The following is a 19,268-nucleotide window of genomic DNA, read 5'->3' as shown; positions in this document are numbered from 1 at the left end:
CGGCCGCGTTCTGCGGGTGCAGAAACGTTCCTGCCGGGCAGGCGGCCTCCACGCATTGGGCGACCTCGCTCGGCCACCCTGCGGTAGCAGGAACGTTCCTGCACTCCACCCCCCAGGCTCCTCGCCGTTGGCCGCGAGGCCACCCCGGCCCGTCCCCCCTCACCCGCTACCTGCACCCCCCGCGTGGGCCACGAGCAGCGGCTGGAAGAACCCGCTGTCCTCCGGTGAATGCCAGGTGATGTCGTGGAAGCCGGTGGCGGCGACCGCCGCTGTGACCTGGGCCTGGGTCAGGGCCCAGGAGGTGGTGCGGCGGGTGCGGACCGTCCAGCCATCGGTGTTCGAGTCGCCGCTGTTCGAGCCGCTGGCGTTGGTGGCGTCGGCTGTCGGGCCGCCGCCTGGGTGGAGTTGGAAGTGTTCGAGGTCGTAACGCTCCCCGTCGTCGTGCCAGTGCCAGAGCTGGAAGCTGATCACGCGGCCTGTGTCGGTCTGCGTGATCTGGGGCTGGGTCGCTGAGCGGCGCTGGGCGCGGACCTCGTCGTAGTCACGCATGCTCAGGAGCAGCAGGCCGTTGGGGCGCAGTGCGGTGCGCATGGTGGTCAGGGCTGAGGCGACGTCGTCCCGGGTGAGTAGGTGCGCCAGCGAGTTGTCCGCGCAGACCACGGCGTCGAATGCGCCCGGCGTCACCGGAAGGTGACGCATGTCCGCTGCTGCGGTCGGCAGCGCCAGGCCGCGGGCGCGGGCTTCGGCGGCGGCTCTCGCTGCGGCGTTCGGGCTGAGGTCGGTGCCGACCACCGCATGGCCGGCGGCAGCCAGTCCGATCGCCTGGGTGCCGATGCCGCAGTCGCAGTCCCAGACGTGCACCTGACGATCGCCCAGCTCCGCGCGCAGCACCCGGTCCAGCGCCGTCCCCTGGCGTTGCACGCTCGCCTGCCAGTCGCCGTAGAGGAGGTGGCAGTCGGCCGCCAGCCGGTTGTAGAAGACGCGCACAGAGTGGGGATCGGTCATTCGATCACGTTATCTTGGGTGTGCCCAGGGCGGGCGGTCTGTTGAGGACGTATCTCCAGCCGGGTTGCCAGGGCGGCGGATCTCGCAGCAGGTCGGCGAGATCTGCTCCGCCGAGCAGGGATGCGAAGGCCCAGCGGTTGGCGGAGTGGGTGACGATCAACAGCCTGGCACCGTGGTCCCATTCCGCCCACAGATCGTGGAGCAGCGCTCGGGTGGCGTCCCGCACCTGACGGTAGCTCTGTCCGCCGCCGGGGAACGGCAGGTCGAGATGGTGCACCCGTGCTGCGGCTATGTCGGCGGCCGGGGCGCCGTTGAGTCGCCCGTAGTCGCACTCGCGCAGGCGCGGGTCCTGTCGAAGCGGTGGAGTGCCGTGAGGGAAGGCGAGTTGTGCTGTCTGCACCGCGCGGCGCAGGTCGGACGAGAGGACGGCGGTGAGGCCGGTCCCGCCCCGGTGTCGGGAACCGAGTTCGGCGGCTTGGCGGCGGCCCGTCGCGGAGAGTTCGCCGGGGAGCCATCCGGTTGCGATGCCGGCCTCGTTGTCCGTGCTGGTGGCGTGCGTCTCGACGACGATCTCCAGCGACATGATCGATCCTCTCGGTCGCCGGGGCGGCCTCGGACTAGGGTTCCGGGTAGCCATTTAGGTCGGCCGGAGCGGAGCACCCATGTCCAGGCGAGTGACCAGCGCGTTCACCATCGACAGGTGGGAGGGGGAGCCGGGGGACTGGCACGGGGCGCAACTGCAGCGTACCCAGGCGGCCAAGACGTTCACGGGTGAGCTCTCCGGGAGCAGTGCGCTGGAGGCGGTGATGCTCGGCGTCGGCGAGGACGTCTCGGCGTATGTCGCCGTCGAGCGGCTCGAGGTCGAGTTCGACGGGCTCAAGGGCAGCTTCTGCCTGCTGCACTCGGCCACGGCCAACGGCGACGACAATGAGATGACGTTGACGATCCTTCCGGGCTCGGGGACCGGCGATCTGGTGGGGCTGTCCGGCACCGCCGAGATCCTGCCGGGCCATGAGTTCGCGCTGGTGTACGACCTGGCGGAGGGGGCCGCTGTGTGAGAGTCGGCACGCCTGCCCGGAATGCCGTCTCTGTTCCTCCGGGGCTGCCTAGGCTGTGGGGCATGAGTACACACTTTGACGTCGTGGTTCTCGGTGCCGGCCCCGGCGGTTACACCGCTGCCGTCCGTTCGGCCCAGCTGGGCTTGCGGGTGGCGGTCATCGAGGAGAAGTACTGGGGAGGCGTATGCCTCAATGTCGGCTGCATCCCCTCCAAGGCGCTGCTGCGGAACGCCGAGCTGGCGCACATCTTCACCCAGGAGGCGAAGACCTTCGGGATCAAGGTCGAGGGCAGTGTCAGCTTCGACTACCGCGAGGCCTATCTGCGCAGCCGCAAGGTCGCCGAGGGCCGGGTGGCCGGCGTGCACTACCTGATGAAGAAGAACGCCATCACCGAGTACGACGGTCGCGGCACCTTCACCGACGCGCACACCCTGGAGGTGGCCCTGAGGGCCGGCGGCACCGAGACGGTGACCTTCGACCACTGCATCATCGCGGCCGGGGCGACCACCCGACTGCTCCCCGGCACGTCGCTGAGCGACCGGGTGGTGACCTACGAGGAGCAGATCCTCACCGACTCCCTCCCCGAGAGCATCGTGATCGCGGGCGCCGGCGCCATCGGCGTCGAGTTCGCCTATGTGCTGCACAACTACGGCGTGAAGGTGACCATCGTCGAGTTCCTCGACCGGATGGTCCCGCTGGAGGACGCCGAGGTCTCCGCCGAGCTGGCCAAGCGCTACCGGCGGCTCGGCATCGACGTGCTGACGTCCACCCGGGTGGAGTCGATCGACGACAGCGACCCCGCGGCCAAGGTGCGGGTCACCGTCAGCAAGAACGGACAGCAGCAGGTCCTGGAGGCGGACAAGGTCCTGCAGGCGATCGGATTCGCGCCGCGGGTCACCGGCTACGGCCTGGAGAGCACGGGCGTCCGGCTGACCGAGCGGGGCGCCATCGACGTCGACGGACGCGGACGCACCAACGTGCCGCACATCTACGCGATCGGCGACGTCACCGCGAAGCTGATGCTGGCGCACGCCGCCGAGTCGATGGCCGTGATCGCCGCCGAGACCATCGCCGATGCGGAGACCATGGAGATCGACTTTGTGATGGTTCCCCGCGCGACCTACTGCCAGCCGCAGATCGCCAGCTTCGGCTGGACCGAGGCGCAGGCGCGTGAGCAGGGGTACGACGTCAAGGTGGTGAAGTTCCCCTTCACCGCCAATGGTAAGGCGCACGGCCTCGGCGACCCGGTCGGCTTCGTCAAGGTGATCAGTGACGGCAAGTACGGCGAACTGCTGGGCGCTCACCTGATCGGACCCGAAGTGACCGAGCTGCTCCCGGAGCTGACGCTGGCTCAGCAGTGGGACCTGACGGTGCACGAGGTCGCCCGCAACGTCCACGCCCACCCCACCCTGGGCGAGGCGGTCAAGGAGGCCATTCACGGTCTCGCGGGGCACATGATCAATATGTGAGTCCGGATGGACCGCTACGGCTCGTCACTCGCGGGATTCGCTCGCGCGGGGGACGAGCCGCCGCTCCAGCCCCAGCGCGTGGAAGGCCAGTCCGGCCGCCAGGCCCCAGAACGGTGAGCCGATGCCGAGGGCCGTTATTCCGGAGGCGGTGACCACGAAGGTGACCACCGCCGCCTCGCGGCCCTTCTCCTCGGCGACGGCCGCGCTCAGCGCGGAGCCGAGGGTTCCTAGCAGTGCGAGCCCCGCGACCGCCTCGATCAGCAGCGGGGGCGCGGCGACCAGCAGCGCCGCCGACAGTCCGGCGGTGAGGCCGAGGGCCATGTAGAGCGTGCCTGCGGTCACCGACGCGATCCAGCGGCGTCCCCGGTCCGGATGGGCGTCGGGCCCGGCGGCCAGAGCGGCCGTGATGGCGGCGAGGTTCACCATGTAGGCGCCGCCCACCGCCCCGGCCGCGGTCGCCAGCCCGCTGCCGACCAGGGCGGTCCGGAACGGCGGTCGGTAGCCGAAGTGGGTGAGCACGGCCAGGCCCGGGACGTTCTGCGCGGCCATGGTGATCACGTACAGCGGCAGTGCGATCCCGGCGAGAGCGCCGAGCCGGAAATCAGGCGCCGTGAAGGTGACGGACGGCAGCAGTCCCGCCCCCGCCGCGGACAGCCCGGCCGGACGCAGCACCAGCACGGCGATGGCGACAGCCAGCGCACCCGGGGTGGCCCAGCGCCGGGCGAAGCGGCTGAGCAGCGCCCAGACGGCGATGACCGGCAGCGCGAGGGCCGGCAGCTGGACGGCCGCGTGGACCGGCGCGAGGCACAGCGGCAGCAGCACCCCGGCCAGCAGCGCGGTCGCCAGCGGGCCCGGTATCGCGGCGATCAGACGTCCCAGCGGGGACCAGAGCCCGGTGAGGGCGATCAGCAGCCCGCTGACCATGAAGGCGCCGACGGCGGCGGGATAGCCCCCCGCCTGGTGTCCCGTGCTGACCAGCAGTGCGGCACCGGGGGTGGACCAGGCGAAGCTCAGCGGCTGTCGGTAGCGCAGGCCCAGGACGACGGCCAGGGCGCCCATCGCCAGGCAGAGCAGCAGCAGTCCGGACTCGGCCTGGTCCCGGTCGGCGCCCACGCTGCGCAACCCGGTCAGCACCACCACGAACGAGCTGGCGAAGCCCACTACGGCGGTCACCAGGCCCGCGCTCATCGGTCGGCCCAGGTCCTCGATCCGTGACCGGTTCAGTTCCGCTCCCCATCGTTCCATAGACGGAACGATATCCGGTCCGGGATACTGGGCGCCATGATCGAGCGGGATGCGCAGGGGAAGCAGTGGACGGCGGAGACCGCCGCGGTGACCGGGCTGCACATCCGCCGGCTCCGGACCGAGCGCGGGCTGAGCCTGTCCGAGCTGGCCCGTCGGGCCGGCATCGGCAAGGCCACCCTCTCCGGACTGGAGACCGGGTCGCGCAATCCGACCGCTGAGACGCTGTATGCCATCGCCGGGCAGTTGGCCGTGCCGCTGGCGGCCCTGCTCTCCGCCCCGGACGCGGCGCCCACCGTCGAGGGCGAGGCGGTGAGCGCGACGCTGCTGGAGGTGTTCCGCGACGGCGCGGTCAGCACCGAGCTGTACCGGCTGACGATCCGCCCCGGCGCGGTGCAGGTCTCGCCGGCCCACGCACCCGGTGTGGTCGAGTACCTCACCGTGTTCTCCGGGACGGCGAGAGTCGGGCCGGTCGCGGCCCCCCGCCTGGTGGCGGCGGGGGAGCACGCCTGCTGGGTGTCCGACGGTCCGCACGGCTACGCCGCGGTCGGCGGGGTCCCGGTCGAGGCGAGTCTGCTGATCCGGCACCCGCTGACGGACTGAGCCCGGAGCCCGCGCGCGGACCACCCCGACCTGCGCACTGTCGGTGGCGGCGGCTACGGTGAGGCAGCAACGGGGAAAGGGCACCCACCATGCAGAACCTCACCCTGTCCTGGCAGTCCGCCGGGGCGGTCGGTGCCGCGGTGTACGCGGCGTCCGTGCTGACGCGCCGCTCCGGGCGGGTCGGCGCTGGGCTGGTGCTGCGTGAGACAGCGACGGTGCTCGGTCTGTTCGCGCTCTGGCAGTTCGCCGGGCAGCTCAGCGTCATGGGGACGGAAGACGCCGTGGGCCGCGGCGAGTGGATCTGGCGCACCGAGCGGAGTCTCGGCCTGCCCGACGAGTACACGCTGCAGCACTGGGTGCTTCCGCACCACTGGCTGGTGCAGGGCGCCAACTACTACTACGCCACCATGCACTTCGGCGCCATGGTGGCCCTGCTGGCCTGGGTGTTCCTGCGCCACCGGGGGTCCTACCCCTGGGTGCGGACCACGCTGATCCTGGTCACCGCCGCCTCGCTGGCGGTCCAGCTGATACCGGTGGCGCCGCCGCGGCTGCTGCCCGGCGGCGGGATGGTCGACACGGCGATGGTGTACGGGCAGTCGGTCTACGGGCAGACGGTGGCGGGCCTGCAGGCGGACTCCTACTCCGCGATGCCCTCGGTGCATGTGGCCTGGTGCGTCATGGTCGCCGTCGCCGTGATCAGGATCAGCCCCAGCCGCTGGCGCTGGCTGGTGGTCGTCCATCCGGTGCTCACCGTGGCCGTCGTGCTGGTGACGGCGAACCACTTCTGGTTGGACGGCGTCGCCGCGGTGGCCCTGCTGCTGCTCTCCTACCTGGTGCAGTGGCTGTTCAGGCGCCGCCGGGACACCGGCGAGGGCCGACCGCCCCGAAGGGTGGCCGACCCCCTTACCGTCAGTGAGCCGGTGGGCTGACGGTCGGTACCTCAGTCCGTCCCGATGTCAGCGGACCGGGAGCGACACCCGGCCCCAGGCGCCGCCGGCCGGCGCCGAGGTTGCCGGTGGCCGCGCTGCCGCCGCGGAGCTCCAGCAGGCCCGAGACGAAGAGGGTGACGGCGCCGACGAGGAGCGCCATGCTGCCCGCGTCCGCCGGACAACGGGGGCGTCAGCCTGCTAGCGCACCGTCAGTGCGTAGCTTCCGGCCGTCCGCCCGGTCACCCGCCAGCCCCCGCTCGCCCTGGTGATCCCGACACTGCTCACCCCGACGGGCCGCACGGTCGGCCGCGCGCTGCCGGGGAACCACACGTCGAGGGTGCCGCGACCGCTGCCGGCCAGCAGCAGGCTGCCGCCGTCGACCCGCAGCTGTGTCAACCGGCCTGGTGCGCACCGCGGATAAGGGCGGTCCAGGGCGGCTGCGACGTCCGCCGCCACCGGCAACTGCTTGCCGGTGGCGCAGTCCACCCGGACCACGTCGCCGGCCGTCGCCGCCCCGTGGCCGGTCTGCGGATCGCCGCAGGCCTGCTTCCACACCCAGACGGCGTCGCCGACCTGTTGGGTGTCCGCGGCTCGGGTGAAACGCTCCTGCTTCGCGGAGTCGTCCGCGCCGAACCAGCCCCACTCGCCGATCCACAGCGGCATGCCGTAGGCGTCGGCCTGCTGCCTGGCCAGGGTGAAGCCCTGCTCGATCGAGACCAGGGTGACCCCGGTGCCCCGGTCCATGGTGGTCGACTCGTTGTAGAGGTGCGGCGCGAAGACCAGGTAGGGGTCGTCGGAGAACCCCTGCGGCGGGGCCGCGTCGAAGCCGAGCCCCGACCAGAGCACGCTGGGCTCGATGAACACCAGGTGCGGGAAGCCGCCGTCCGACTCCTGGGCGCGGATCTCCCGGACCGCCCGCTGGTAGTAGTCGCCGAGCAGCACCGACGAGGTCACCGGCACGTCGTCGCCGAAGCCCGGCTCATTCAGCAGGCCGTACCCGGCCACCGCCGGATCGTCCTTGAAGGTCTTGGCCAGCAGGCTCCAGGTGCGCACCAACTCGCCCTGGATTCCGTCGACATCGTGGTAGAAGGAGGTGAAGGCGGCGGCCACGGCCGGGGCGGTGTCCCGTCCGCTGCGCCAACTCCTCGTGAGTGGGCCTCCCGAGGACGGGCAGCGCGAGGCCCCGTCCGTGACGGTCGCCCACTGCGGCGCGCCGTCGTAGGCCGGCAGCGGATCGTTCCCGGGCGGGCAGGCCGACCCCGCGGGGGCGGCGAGGGAGCGGCCCCAGGCGTCCTGGTGCATGTCGATGTCGGTGTACATCCCGTGCGCCGCGGCCATCGCCACGGCCTGCTGGATGCGCTTCAGGTAGCCGGTGTCCCACTGGCCGCGCTGCGGTTCCAGCAGCGACCAGGAGACGCTCAGCCGGACCACGTCGAAGCCCATCGCCGCCATCGCGGCGAAGTCGGCGTCGGTGAGCGGCTGCACCGTGGGCCTGCCCGAGGCGTTGGGGGCGTAGTCGACCAGTTGGTCGACGTCGACGCCGCGCAGCAGGACCTGCCGTCCGTCGGCGTCCACGATCTGAGCGGAGGTCGAGTCGGTGGCCTGGCGGACCGTCAGCGCCGGTAGCGGCTGTCCTGCGGTGGCGGCTGCGGCGGCGGTGAGGACCGGTGTGGTGGCGGCACCGGCCGGGGTCACCACGGACAGACTCCAGGAGGCGAGGGCGAGCACCACCGCCGAGGTCAGCACCGTCACCACGCGCCGACGCGCCATCACGTCCAGGGCCCGGCTGAGCAGCAGCAGGGTCGGCAGCACACCCCAGCCGAAGGCCAGGCCCAGCGAGAGCCCCGCACCTACCCGTACCGCGAGCTCCGGTGCGACCAGCCAGCCGCTCGGCAGCGCCAGCGCGGTCTGGACCGCTCCCGCCGCCGCCCCGCCGCCCATCGCCGCCAGCCAGCCCCCGAGCAGCAGCCGGGTCGGCCGGGCATAGGCGAACCCACGGGAGGAGCGCACCAGCAGGACCGCCGCGACCACGGCGGCGACCACCAGTTCCACCGCGAACCGGGCCGGGCCGAGCGGAAGCGAGCGCAGGCTCAGCCGCTCCCCGTAGAAGGCCCCGGTCGGGGAGCCCTCCCAGAGCAGCGGCCCCACCAGCGGGCCGATCAGAGCGAGCGACAGGGCGGTGCCGGTCAGCGACCAGCGCCAGCCGAAGCCGGTGAGCCTGGTCCCGGGGCGGGCGAAGAGCAGCGCCGCCAGGCCGGGCAACCAGCCCACCAGCAGCGCCTGTTCGGCCGTCAGTCCCGAGGCCCACAGGGCTGCCCTGGCGCCCTCCCGGGTCGGTACCTCGACCAGTAGCTGCAGACCCCGGGCCAGCGCGACGGCCAGTGCGGTCGTCCCCCAGACCCGCAGCAGGGTCCGCCGGCGGCCGGCGCACTCCCCGACGGTGACCGCAGCCGTCCATCCGGTGACCACGGCGGCCACCGGGAGGAACACCGCGAGACCGGTCAGCGACCAGGACCCGTGCAGGTGCACCGGTTCGGTCTGCACCTGGGCCCGCGGCACCAGGGCCAGCAGCCCGGTCGGGTCCAGCAGCGCTTCGGCGGCGCACACCCCGAGCAGCGCCAGGGCGGCGCAGAGACCGGCCGTCGCCCGGCGGGCACGGGAGGCGACGGGGCGGTCGGTGAGGAGGTCGGCGGGGCGGTCGGGTCGAGGCATCGCATGATCGTAGGGAAGGGGTCCCTCCGGCACCAGGGGTCACACAAACCCCACTCAACCTGCGGCTGAACGCCGCGGCTGAACCCCGTCACGCCCTGCTACGGCCGGTCGCGCTGCGGTACCGGCGGCGATGGCACCAGCGGCGATGGCACCAGCGGCTACGGCACCGGCACCCGCAGTGCCAGGATCGCCATGTCGTCGGAGGCCGGCTCCGGAGCGAATCGTTCCACCGCCCGGAGCACCCGGGAGGCCACCGCGCCGGCGGTCAGCCCGGTGCAGCCGGAGAGCACCTCGGCGAGACCGTCGTCCCCCAGCATCCGCGATCCCTCGCGGCGTTCGGTGATGCCGTCGGTGACGCACAGCAGCACATCGCCGGGATCAAGGACGAAGGTTTCCTCGACCAGTTCCAGGTCCTCGATCACGCCCAGCAGCGGCTGCGGCTCGGCTGCGGCGGCGACCGTCCCGTCCTGCTTCAGCCGCAGCGGCAGCGGATGGCCCGCGCACACCGACCTCAGCTCCACCGTGCCGTCCTGACGCGGCGTCATCTCCCCGTACAGCAGCGTCAGGAAGCGGCTGCGGGAACCCTCGTCGAGGATCGCCGCATTGAGCCGCTTCAGCACCTCGGGTGCCGCCATCCCCTCACGTGCGAGCAGCCGCAGCGAGTGCCGGGCCAGTCCGGTGACCGAGGCGGCCTCCGGACCGGTGCCGCAGACGTCGCCGATGGCGAAGCCGTAGGTGCCCTCGCGGATGGTGAAGACGTCGTAGAAGTCGCCGCCGACCTCGTTTCCCTCGCCGGCGGCCCGGTAGATCACCTCGACCTCGACGCCGGGGATCTTCGGCAGGTCCGGCGGCAGCAGGCTGCGCTGCAGCGCCCTGCTGATGGCGGTGCGCTCCGAGTACAGCCTGGCGTTGTCCAGGGCCAGCGCGGCCCTGCGGGAGAGGTCCTCGGCCAGTTCCAGGATCTCGCGGCGGAACTTCTCGTCGGCGGCCTTGCCCAGGGTCAGCATGCCGATCACCCGGTTCCGCGCCACCAGCGGCAGCACCACGGTCTCCCCGCTCACGGTGGCCGCCGTCGCCAGCGCCGTGGCCGGGCCCGAGCCGGGGGTCGGCCGGGTCGTGCCGCCGCGGCCCAGGCTGCGCAGCGAGGCCCGCATCGCGGCGTCGTGGGCCGCCTCGGCCGGGGCGCGCCAGCTGCGGGCCCCGGGCACCGGGCTCCGCGGGGGTTCGGGGGTCCGGTCCCCGGAGGGGTGCAGCAGCGGTTCCGGCGGCGGGATCTGCGACAGCAGCGCCCGCAGGCCGTCGATCTGGTCCTCGTCCTCGTGCAGTACGAACGCCAGCTCGGGCGCCGACTGCTCGGAGATGGTGTAGACGGCGCACCAGGCGGCCAGTGTCGGCACGGTCATCTGCGCCATCAGCGCCAGCGTCTGGTCCCGTTCCAGTGTTCCGGCGAGCAGGTCCGAGGCCTCCACCAGGAACGACAGCGAGCCCCTGCGCAGCCGCTCCAGCTCGGTCAGCCGGGCGCTCTCCACCGCCAGTGCGATCCGGTCGGCTGCGAACTGCAGCCGCAGCGCGTCCTCGTTGCGGTACTGCCCGGTGGCCTGTGCGGCGACGCCCAGGGAACCGGTGAGCCGGCCCTCGACCTTGAGCGGCACGGTCACCACCGAGCGCAGCCCGGTGCCGGTCAGCAGCGGCACCGCGCCGGGCTGGTCGGTGAGGTCGTCGTGGACGGCAGGGAGCCGGGCCGAGCCGTAGCGGCCGGTGCCGGCCTCGACCGGGACCCGGGCGAAGCGCTGCCGCCCCGACGGCAGTCCGCAGCTGGCCCGTACCTCCAACTCGGTCTCGTCGTCGGTCGCCAGCAGCAGGTAGGCGGCGTCGCCGTCCAGCATGTCCCTGGCCCGCTCGACGGTCCGCTGCAGCAGTCCGTCCAGGTCGTCCGGGGCGGGGGAGCCGATGAAGGCGTCGAAGGAGGTCGGCACCCCGGCCGCCTCCTGCTGGGCGGCGCCGGCGACGCCGTCCAGCGGCTGGCCGCGGAACGGGGACTGCAGCACCGCCCGCTCGACGTCGCGGACCAGCAGGCAGACGGTGGAGGCGGTGCCCTCGCTGTCGCGGACCCGCAGATGCGAGCCGTACACCGGGATGGTCCTGCCGTCGCCGCAGCGCACCCCGTAGCTGCCCTCCCAGCGGGACAGCCGCAGCGCCTCCTCCAGGCCCAGACCGGTGCCGGGGGTCTGCGGCCAGGCGGCGAAACCGCTGAGCGGCTTGCCCAGCGCCTCGGCCGCCGGCAGTGCGAACAGCCGCTCGGCATCCTGGTTCCAGGCGGTCACTATGCCTTCGGGGTCCACCCGAACCACGGCGACCAGCACCGCGGAGTCGGTGGCGGGCAGCAGCCGGTCCGGCACCTGCGGTCCGGCGAAGCGGGTGCCCGCAGCCCGGGCCGGGAGGTCGAGCCGGAACCAGACGCGCTTGCGAGTCGGCGTGTAGTCAACCCCCCAGCGGGTGGCCAGGGCGGCGCACAGCAGCAGACCGCGCCCTCCCTCGCGCTCCAACTCGGCCGGGCCGATCTCGAAGGCCGGGTCCTCGCCCGCGGCGCCCGCGCCATTGGTGTAGGTGCCGTCGTAGAGCGGGACGGTGCGCTTGGGATAGCGGTCGGCGACCTCGATCCTGATGCCCGCCTCGTCCCGCAGACAGGTCACCTCGGCCGCCGTCCCGGCATGCACCACCGCGTTGGTCACCAGTTCGCTGACCAGCACCACCGCGTCGTCGACGACCTCGGAGAACCCCCACCCCTGCAGGGTGTCCCGGACGAATCCGCGCGCGGACGCCACGGAGCGGCCTACCGGCTCGAACGTGGCGGCTGCCCGCGCGGTGACCACGAGGTGACTCCTCTGCTCTGTGCTGGGGACAACGGCCCTCAGGCCGCAAGGTTACTTTTATTTCCGCTCGCTCTGGCCAAGTCCGTGCACCTGGGGAAGCCGACGGTCCGTGCCCGATCTGCAAGCCGATACCCCGCGCCACCCCTCACGCAACCCCCGATGGTCGCTAGATTGTCAGTACAGGACAGGTGCCTCCGCCCGCATCCTGCCCCGGACAACGTACCGGGCCCGGCGGATGTGAGGTGTGGCACGGTGCCGGTCGGCAACTCTGGAGGGACCCCGGTGGAATCTGGCAGGGCTACAGCAACGGCAGCGGCCCGCGGCGGCAGGAGCCGCCGGAACCGGGGTGCCGACGCGGCGGACCTGCGCAAGCTGCTGGCCGCGCTGACCGCCATGCGCGACGGCAACTTCCGCAGGAGGATGACCGTCCCCGGCGACTCGGTGATGGCGGAGGTCGCCGCTGTCTTCAACGAGATCGCCGAGCGCAACCAGCACCTGACCGGCGAACTGGCCCGGGTCCGGCGGGCGGTCGGGCGCGAGGGCCGGCTGTCCGAGCGGCTGGAGGCCGGTGCGGGCGAGGGCGCCTGGGGTGCGGCGGTGGACAACTGCAACGCCTTGATCGACGACCTGGCCCGGCCGATGGCCGAGGTGGGACGGGTGCTCGGCTCGATCGCCGAGGGCGACCTGGACCAGCGGATGGAGCTGCGGGCCATCGGCCCCGACGGCGGCACCCATCCGCTGCGCGGCGAGTTCCTCAAAGTGGGGCGCACCGTCAACGGACTGGTGGCCTCGCTCTCGGAGTTCACCGACGAGGTGACCCGGGTGGCCATCGAGGTCGGCACCGAGGGCAAGCTCGGCGGCCAGGCCCGGGTCCGCGGGGTGTCCGGCAGTTGGAAGGACCTCACCGACTCGGTGAACATGATGGCCAGCCGGCTGACCGCGCAGGTGCGCGACATCGCCCTGGTCACCACCGCGGTCGCCAAGGGCGACCTGTCCAACAAGGTCACCGTTCATGTCGCGGGCGAGATGCTGGAGTTGAAGAACACCGTCAACACGATGGTGGACCAGCTGTCCTCGTTCGCCTCCGAGGTCACCAGGGTGGCCCGCGAGGTCGGCACCGAGGGCCGGCTGGGCGGTCAGGCCACGGTCCCCGGCGTGGCCGGGACCTGGAAGGACCTGACCGACAACGTCAACCTGATGGCCACCAACCTGACCGTGCAGGTGCGCAACATCGCCCAGGTGACCACCGCGGTGGCCCGCGGCGACCTGTCGCAGACCATCGAGGTCGACGCCCGCGGCGAGATCATGGAGTTGAAGAACACCATCAACACCATGGTCGACCAGCTCTCCGGCTTCGCCGAGCAGGTGACCAGGGTGGCCCGCGAGGTCGGCACCGACGGCATCCTGGGCGGCCAGGCGATGGTCCCCGGCGCGGCCGGGGTCTGGCGGGACCTGACCGAGAACGTCAACTCCATGGCCGGGAACCTGACCGGCCAGGTCCGCAACATCGCCCAGGTGGCCACGGCGGTGGCCAAGGGCGACCTGTCGCAGAAGATCACGGTCGACGCCCGCGGCGAGATCCTGGAGCTGAAGACCACCCTGAACACCATGGTGGACCAGCTGTCGGCGTTCGCCGACGAGGTGACCCGGGTGGCCCGCGAGGTGGGCACCGAGGGGACGCTGGGCGGCCAGGCCACCGTCCCCGGGGTGTCCGGGACCTGGAAGGACCTCACCGACAACGTCAACTTCATGGCCAACAACCTGACCGGGCAGGTGCGCAACATCGCCCAGGTCACCACCGCGGTGGCCAAGGGCGACCTGTCCAAGAAGATCACCGTCTCGGCCCGGGGCGAGATCCTCGAACTGGTCACCACCGTCAACACCATGGTCGACCAGCTGTCGGTCTTCGCCGACGAGGTGACCCGGGTGGCCCGCGAGGTGGGCACCGAGGGCATCCTGGGCGGGCAGGCCAGGGTCAAGGGCGTCTCCGGGATCTGGAGCGACCTGGCCGACAACGTCAACTACATGGCCAGCAACCTGACCGGCCAGGTCCGCAACATCGCCCTGGTGGCCAAGGCGGTGGCCGGCGGCGACCTGTCCAAGAAGATCACCATCGAGGCCCAGGGCGAGGTGGCGGGTCTGGCCGACACCATGAACACCATGGTGGACCAGCTGTCGGCGTTCGCCGACGAGGTGACCCGGGTGGCCCGCGAGGTGGGCACCGACGGAACCCTGGGCGGCCAGGCCCGGGTGGCCGGGGTGGCCGGCATCTGGAAGGACCTGACCGACAACGTCAACCAGATGGCCAGCAACCTGACCGGCCAGGTCCGCAACATCGCCCTGGTGACCACCGCGGTGGCCAAGGGCGACCTGTCCAAGAAGATCGACGTGGACGCCCGCGGCGAGATCCTGGAGCTGAAGACCACCATCAACACCATGGTCGACCAGCTGTCGGCGTTCGCCGACGAGGTCACCCGGGTCGCCCGCGAGGTCGGCACCGACGGCCGCCTGGGCGGCCAGGCCCGGGTCCCCGGGGTGGCCGGCACCTGGCAGGACCTCACCGAGTCGGTGAACGAGCTGGCCGGGAACCTGACCCGGCAGGTGCGCGCCATCGCCCAGGTCGCCACCGCGGTGACCAGGGGCGACCTCAGCCTGCGGATCGACGTGGACGCGTCCGGAGAGCTCGACGAGCTCAAGGACAACATCAACCAGATGATCGCCAACCTGCGCGAGACCACCCGCACCAACCAGGAGCAGGACTGGCTGAAGACCAACCTGGCCCGGATCTCCGGACTGATGCAGGGCCGCCGCGACCTGGAGGCGGTCGCCTCACTGATCATGAGCGAGCTCACCCCGGTGGTCTCGGCCCAGCACGGCGCGTTCTTCCTGGCCCAGCCGGGCAGCAGGCCGCCGGAGCTGGTCCCGGAGGAAGAGGACGACGGCGACCTGATTCTGCGTCTGATCGGCTCCTACGGCTACCAGCGCCGGGCCATGCCGACCACCTTCAAGCCGGGGGAGTCGCTGATCGGCCAGGCGGCAGTGGAGAAGCGGCCGATCCTGCTCACCTCGGCGCCGCCCGGCTACCTCAAGATCGCCTCGGGACTCGGCGAGGCCGCGCCGGTCAACATCATCGTGATGCCGGTGCTGTTCGAGGGCAGGCTGCTCGGCATCATCGAACTGGCCTCGTTCAACGCCTTCACCAAGGTGAGCCTGGACTTCCTGGACCAGATCGCGGAGATGATCGGGGTCACCGTCAACACCATCTCGGTCAACACCAAGACCGAGGGCCTGCTGCTGGAGTCGCAGCGGCTCACCGCCGAACTCTCGATGCGGTCGGCCGAGTTGGAGGCCCGGCAGGAGGAGCTGCAGCGCTCCAACGCGGAGTTGGAGGAGAAGGCCGAGCTGCTCGCCACCCAGAACCGCGACATCGAGATCAAGAACTCGGAGATCGAGGAGGCGCGCCAGGTACTGGAGGAGCGCGCGGAGCAGCTCGCACTCTCCTCGCGCTACAAGTCCGAGTTCCTGGCCAATATGTCGCACGAGCTGCGCACCCCGCTCAACTCGCTGCTGATCCTGGCCAAACTGCTCACCGACAACGCCGAGGGCAACCTCAGTCCCAAGCAGGTCGAGTTCGCCGAGACCATCCACGGGGCCGGTTCCGACCTGCTCCAGCTGATCAACGACATCCTGGACCTGTCCAAGGTCGAGGCCGGGAAGATGGACGTCCGCCCGGCCCGGATCGCCCTGGTCCAGCTGGTCGACTACGTCGAGGCCACCTTCCGTCCGCTCACCGCGGACAAGGGCCTGGACTTCGCGGTGCGGGTCTCGCCGGAGCTGCCGGTGACCCTGCACACCGACGAGCAGCGGCTCCAGCAGGTGCTGCGCAACCTGCTGTCCAACGCGGTGAAGTTCACCGACTCGGGCGCGGTCGAGCTGCTGATCCAGTCGGCGGGCAGCGGCGACGGGCAGCACGCGGTACCCCAGCACATCCAGGAGCAGCTGCTGGAGTCCGGCGCCATCAGCGACCCGGAGGAGCCGCTGATCGCCTTCTCGGTGACCGACACCGGCATCGGCATCCCGCAGAACAAGCTGCGCGAGATCTTCGAGGCCTTCAAGCAGGCGGACGGCACCACCAGCCGCAAGTACGGCGGCACCGGTCTCGGGCTGTCCATCAGCCGCGAGATCGCCCGGCTGCTCGGCGGTGAGATCCAGGCCGAGAGCGAGTTGGAGCGCGGCAGCACCTTCACGCTGTTCCTCCCGCTGGACTCCGGCCAGGACACCCCCGGGGCGTTGGACGCGCATCCCTCCGACGTCTGGGGACGCCACCTGGCCCCCGGCACCAGCCCGGCCCAGATCTGGGCCGACGAGGTCCGCGAGGCCGCCCAGGAGCGCCGGCGCGAGGCGGCGGCGCTGGCCGCGCTGCCGCGCCCGGGGGGTGCGGCGGAGTCCGCGCGCCCCGCGTCGCTGTCCGCACCGAACGGGCAGTACGGCCGCCGGAACGGACCGGGGCCGGCCCCGGTCGAGCCGCAGCGGAACCCGGCGCAGGACCCGGCCCGGGATGCGGCCCGGGATGCGGCCGAGGACGCGGCAGGGGGCCGGGAGGACGACCTGGCGGAGGACCAGCAGGAGGAACTGCCGGGGCAGTTGGACGGCTTCCTGGCGTCCGGCCCGTTCGGCGGCTACTTCGAGGGCGAGAAGGTGCTGATCGTCGACGACGACATCCGCAATGTCTTCGCGCTCACCAGCGTGCTGGAGCAGTACGGCCTGACCGTGCTGTACGCGGAGAACGGCCGCGAGGGCATCGAGGTGCTGGAGCAGCACGAGGACGTGGCGGTGGTGCTGATGGACATCATGATGCCGGAGATGGACGGCTACGCCACGACCGCGGCGATCCGCCGGATGCCCCAGTTCACCGGGCTGCCGATCATCGCGCTCACCGCCAAGGCGATGAAGGGCGACAAGGAGAAGAGCCTGGCGGCCGGCGCCTCCGACCACGTCACCAAGCCGGTGGACACCGACCATCTGCTGGCCGTCATGGAGCACTGGCTGCGCTCCAGGCGGTGACCCCGGAGCGCCGCCTCGAGGCGGCGCGGCCCCGGCCGCGGTCGGCGTCCAGCGGGCGCTCGCGACGGCGAGCATCCGTCCAGGGCGCCGCCCCGGCCGGGGCTATCCGTCTGCGGACCTGGACCGGTGTGCGTCGGACGGGTTCCGGTTCCGGAACCCGGGGCAGATGAGGGGAACCGCAGCGTCGGTGCGCCTTCGGCGCCCCTCGGACACTCTGGCGCCGGACCTGTCCCCACTCGTAGGGGTGGTGGCAGTCCCGGAAGGGAACCGGCTAGGGTCACTCCGCGTTGCCAGAGGTATCGGCTGGGTCACCAGGGACCGTACCTGGACACTCCTGAGGCGCGGATTGACGGTGGCATGGGTGGCGGGCAGTGAGGTGCGGCTAGCATGACCGTGACGAGCACGAACGGCAGCGGCACCAGAAGCCGCGAGACGTCCACCGGGGTGGCCCCGGGGCGAGGAGGGCGGGCCATGGTGCAGAAGGCCAAGATCCTCCTGGTCGACGACCGGCCGGAGAACCTGCTGGCGCTGGAGGCCATCCTCTCGGCGCTGGACCAGACCCTGGTCCGGGCGTCCTCCGGGGAGGAAGCGCTGAAGGCGCTGCTCACCGACGACTTCGCGGTGATCCTGCTCGACGTCCAGATGCCGGGCATGGACGGTTTCGAGACCGCCGCCCACATCAAGCGGCGCGAGCGCACCCGCGACATCCCGATCATCTTCCTGACCGCGATCAACCACGGCCCGCACCACACCTTCAGGGGCTATGCGGCCGGCGCGGTGGACTACATCTCCAAGCCGTTCGACCCCTGGGTGCTGCGCGCCAAGGTCTCCGTCTTCGTCGAGCTCTACATGAAGAACTGCCAGCTCAAGGAGCAGGCGGCGCTGCTGCGGCTGCAGTTGGACGGGGGCGCTCCCGCCGCCAACGGCAGTGCGGGCAACGGCAGCGGCTCCGCGAGCGGCGCCGGCGCGGAGGCGGTCCGGCGCAGCGCGCCGGGCAGCGGTCTGCTGGCCGAGCTCTCGGCCCGGCTGGCCGCGGTCGAGGAGCAGGCCGAGGCGCTGACCAAGCAGTTGGACGAGTCGGCGGAGCCGGCCGCGGTCGCCACCGCGACGCACCTGGAGCGCAAGCTCTCCGGGCTGCGCCGGGCGCTGGACGCACTGGAGCCGGGCACTCCCGGGAGCGGCAGTTCCCCTGCGAGCGCCGGGAGCTGACGCCCCGCCGTACCGGCCGTCCGTCCTTCGTTCTCAGCGGCGGTCGGGCTGACCGATCGTCATCTCCTCCGACACGTCCCGGCAACCGGACGCGGCACATGTTGCGCCGGAGCCACCACCGGTAACCTGAGCCGCATGGCCACACGCATGTCCGGAAGCAGCTCGCGTTCCCCAGGCGCGGGGGCGGCGCGGAAGGCTGCCGCCGGACCTGCCAAGAAGGCGGCCCAGAAGCAGGCGGCCCCGAAGAAGCCGGCCGCGAAGAAGGCGGCACCGGCCAGGAAGTCCGCTCCGGCGAAGAAGGCCGCGGCCCCGGCCAAGCCCCCGGCCCCGCCGAAGCCGCTGCCCTACCGGGCCGTGCGCGGCACCTGGCTGGGGATGGCGCACGGCGTGGGCGCGATGGCCCGCGGCGTCGGCGACGGCGCCAAGGGCCTGCACCCGGCGCACCGCAAGGACGGGCTGGCGCTGCTGCTGATCGCGCTGGCGCTGCTGATCGCGGCCGGCTCCTGGTCGGACCCGCAGGGCTGGCTGGCCGTCGCGGTCACCAATATCGTCAAGGGCGCCTTCGGCCGGCTGTCCGTGCTGGTGCCGATACTGCTGGGCGGGATCGCGGTCCGGCTGATGCGCCATCCGGAGCGGCCCGAGGCCAACGGACGCATCGTCATCGGTCTGGGCGCGCTCAGCCTGGGCGTGCTCGGCCTGATCCACATCGGCTGCGGCGCACCCGGGATGGACGCCGGGGCCTCGCACATCAGGAACGCCGGCGGACTGATCGGCATGGCCGCCTCCCGCCCGCTGATGGCGGCGGCCGGACCGGCCCTGGCCGTACCGCTGCTGCTGCTGGTGGCCTTCTTCGGGCTGCTGGTGGTCACCGCCACACCGGTGAACCAGATCCCGCAGCGGCTCCGGCTGCTGGCCGAACGGCTGTCGCTGGTGGAGCCGCTCGCGCCGGAGTCCGGCGACCGGTCCGAGGGCGGAGGCCTGGACGGCCTGGGGTTCGTCACCGACTACGAGGGCGGGCCCGGGGACGGCGAGTTCGACGGCGAGCCCGGGACGCCCGCCGAGCGCGCCGCGCTGCTGGCCAAGCGCGAGCGGCTGGAGCAGGAG

Annotated in this window: 11 protein-coding genes and 1 pseudogene; 7 read left to right on the top strand and 5 right to left on the bottom strand. The window is 72.0% G+C overall.

Translation table 11 applies throughout. From position 1 onward, the window contains the following. Positions 1–159: 159 nt before the first annotated feature. Both TR46_RS05140 and TR46_RS05135 read right to left on the bottom strand, forming a co-directional pair. Positions 160–1,005 (bottom strand): class I SAM-dependent methyltransferase, encoded by an 846-nt coding sequence (locus tag TR46_RS05140; protein ID WP_042394075.1) that lies wholly within the window; start codon positions 1,003–1,005, stop codon positions 160–162. Positions 1,006–1,009: 4 nt separating this feature from the next. After that, the gene (locus tag TR46_RS05135; protein ID WP_042394072.1) at positions 1,010–1,588 is read right to left on the bottom strand and encodes a histidine phosphatase family protein; all 579 of its coding nucleotides are present in this window, start codon (positions 1,586–1,588) and stop codon (positions 1,010–1,012) included. A gap of 79 nt (positions 1,589–1,667) precedes the next feature. Between TR46_RS05135 and TR46_RS05130 the strand changes: the two genes are divergently transcribed. Both TR46_RS05130 and lpdA read left to right on the top strand, forming a co-directional pair. Then, on the top strand, positions 1,668–2,063 hold the full coding sequence (locus tag TR46_RS05130; RefSeq protein ID WP_042394069.1) for a DUF3224 domain-containing protein: 396 nt from the start codon (positions 1,668–1,670) through the stop codon (positions 2,061–2,063). 62 nt (positions 2,064–2,125) lie between these two features. Continuing rightward, on the top strand, positions 2,126–3,532 hold the full coding sequence (gene lpdA, locus TR46_RS05125; protein ID WP_042394067.1) for a dihydrolipoyl dehydrogenase: 1,407 nt from the start codon (positions 2,126–2,128) through the stop codon (positions 3,530–3,532). Positions 3,533–3,556: 24 nt separating this feature from the next. On the opposite strand, the gene TR46_RS05120 is transcribed toward lpdA, so the two are convergent. Next, positions 3,557–4,777, bottom strand: coding sequence for a benzoate/H(+) symporter BenE family transporter (locus TR46_RS05120; RefSeq protein ID WP_042394064.1), 1,221 nt, complete (start codon positions 4,775–4,777; stop codon positions 3,557–3,559). 36 nt (positions 4,778–4,813) lie between these two features. Here TR46_RS05120 and TR46_RS05115 point away from each other — a divergent pair, with 36 nt between their 5' ends. Continuing rightward, entirely contained in the window at positions 4,814–5,377 is a 564-nt protein-coding gene (locus TR46_RS05115; protein WP_084717913.1) for an XRE family transcriptional regulator, read from the top strand. Between the two features lie 89 nt (positions 5,378–5,466). Then, positions 5,467–6,306: a phosphatase PAP2 family protein gene (locus TR46_RS05110; RefSeq protein ID WP_052432552.1), complete on the top strand. Its 840-nt coding sequence runs from the start codon at positions 5,467–5,469 to the stop codon at positions 6,304–6,306. Between the two features lie 198 nt (positions 6,307–6,504). Here the strand turns inward: TR46_RS05110 and TR46_RS43595 are convergent, their stop codons facing one another. Both TR46_RS43595 and TR46_RS05095 read right to left on the bottom strand, forming a co-directional pair. After that, positions 6,505–9,018, bottom strand: a complete 2,514-nt coding sequence (locus TR46_RS43595) for a glycoside hydrolase family 5 protein (protein ID WP_052432551.1) — start codon at positions 9,016–9,018, stop codon at positions 6,505–6,507. A 158-nt stretch (positions 9,019–9,176) separates the two neighbouring features. After that, the gene (locus TR46_RS05095) at positions 9,177–11,891 is read right to left on the bottom strand and encodes a SpoIIE family protein phosphatase (RefSeq protein WP_042394050.1); all 2,715 of its coding nucleotides are present in this window, start codon (positions 11,889–11,891) and stop codon (positions 9,177–9,179) included. A gap of 282 nt (positions 11,892–12,173) precedes the next feature. On the opposite strand from TR46_RS05095, the gene TR46_RS05090 reads away from it, so the two are divergent. From TR46_RS05090 to TR46_RS43540, 3 genes and pseudogenes are all read left to right on the top strand, one after another. Continuing rightward, on the top strand, positions 12,174–16,955 hold the full coding sequence (locus TR46_RS05090) for a HAMP domain-containing protein (protein WP_084717911.1): 4,782 nt from the start codon (positions 12,174–12,176) through the stop codon (positions 16,953–16,955). Between the two features lie 471 nt (positions 16,956–17,426). Continuing rightward, the gene (locus TR46_RS05085; RefSeq protein WP_042394046.1) at positions 17,427–18,164 is read left to right on the top strand and encodes a response regulator; all 738 of its coding nucleotides are present in this window, start codon (positions 17,427–17,429) and stop codon (positions 18,162–18,164) included. Positions 18,165–18,299: 135 nt separating this feature from the next. Next, a pseudogene (locus TR46_RS43540) lies at positions 18,300–19,268 on the top strand (cell division protein FtsK); the annotation flags it as partial.

It is taken from the genome of Streptacidiphilus carbonis (assembly GCF_000787775.1).
GTDB classification, from domain to species: domain Bacteria; phylum Actinomycetota; class Actinomycetes; order Streptomycetales; family Streptomycetaceae; genus Streptacidiphilus; species Streptacidiphilus carbonis.
Note: the sequence above shows the minus strand (reverse complement) of the source record. Positions and strands in the feature narration are given on the sequence as shown.

What these genes read in the sequence shown, in the direction of transcription:
- TR46_RS05085 (WP_042394046.1), top strand. Translation starts at nt 17,427, where the DNA reads ATGGTGCAGAAGGCCAAGATCCTCCTGGTCGACGACCGGCCGGAGAAC.
- lpdA (WP_042394067.1), top strand. Translation starts at nt 2,126, where the DNA reads ATGAGTACACACTTTGACGTCGTGGTTCTCGGTGCCGGCCCCGGCGGT.
- TR46_RS05120 (WP_042394064.1), bottom strand. Translation starts at nt 4,777, where the DNA reads ATGGAACGATGGGGAGCGGAACTGAACCGGTCACGGATCGAGGACCTG.
- TR46_RS05135 (WP_042394072.1), bottom strand. Translation starts at nt 1,588, where the DNA reads ATGTCGCTGGAGATCGTCGTCGAGACGCACGCCACCAGCACGGACAAC.
- TR46_RS05130 (WP_042394069.1), top strand. Translation starts at nt 1,668, where the DNA reads ATGTCCAGGCGAGTGACCAGCGCGTTCACCATCGACAGGTGGGAGGGG.
- TR46_RS05110 (WP_052432552.1), top strand. Translation starts at nt 5,467, where the DNA reads ATGCAGAACCTCACCCTGTCCTGGCAGTCCGCCGGGGCGGTCGGTGCC.
- TR46_RS05115 (WP_084717913.1), top strand. Translation starts at nt 4,814, where the DNA reads ATGATCGAGCGGGATGCGCAGGGGAAGCAGTGGACGGCGGAGACCGCC.
- TR46_RS43595 (WP_052432551.1), bottom strand. Translation starts at nt 9,018, where the DNA reads ATGCCTCGACCCGACCGCCCCGCCGACCTCCTCACCGACCGCCCCGTC.
- TR46_RS05140 (WP_042394075.1), bottom strand. Translation starts at nt 1,005, where the DNA reads ATGACCGATCCCCACTCTGTGCGCGTCTTCTACAACCGGCTGGCGGCC.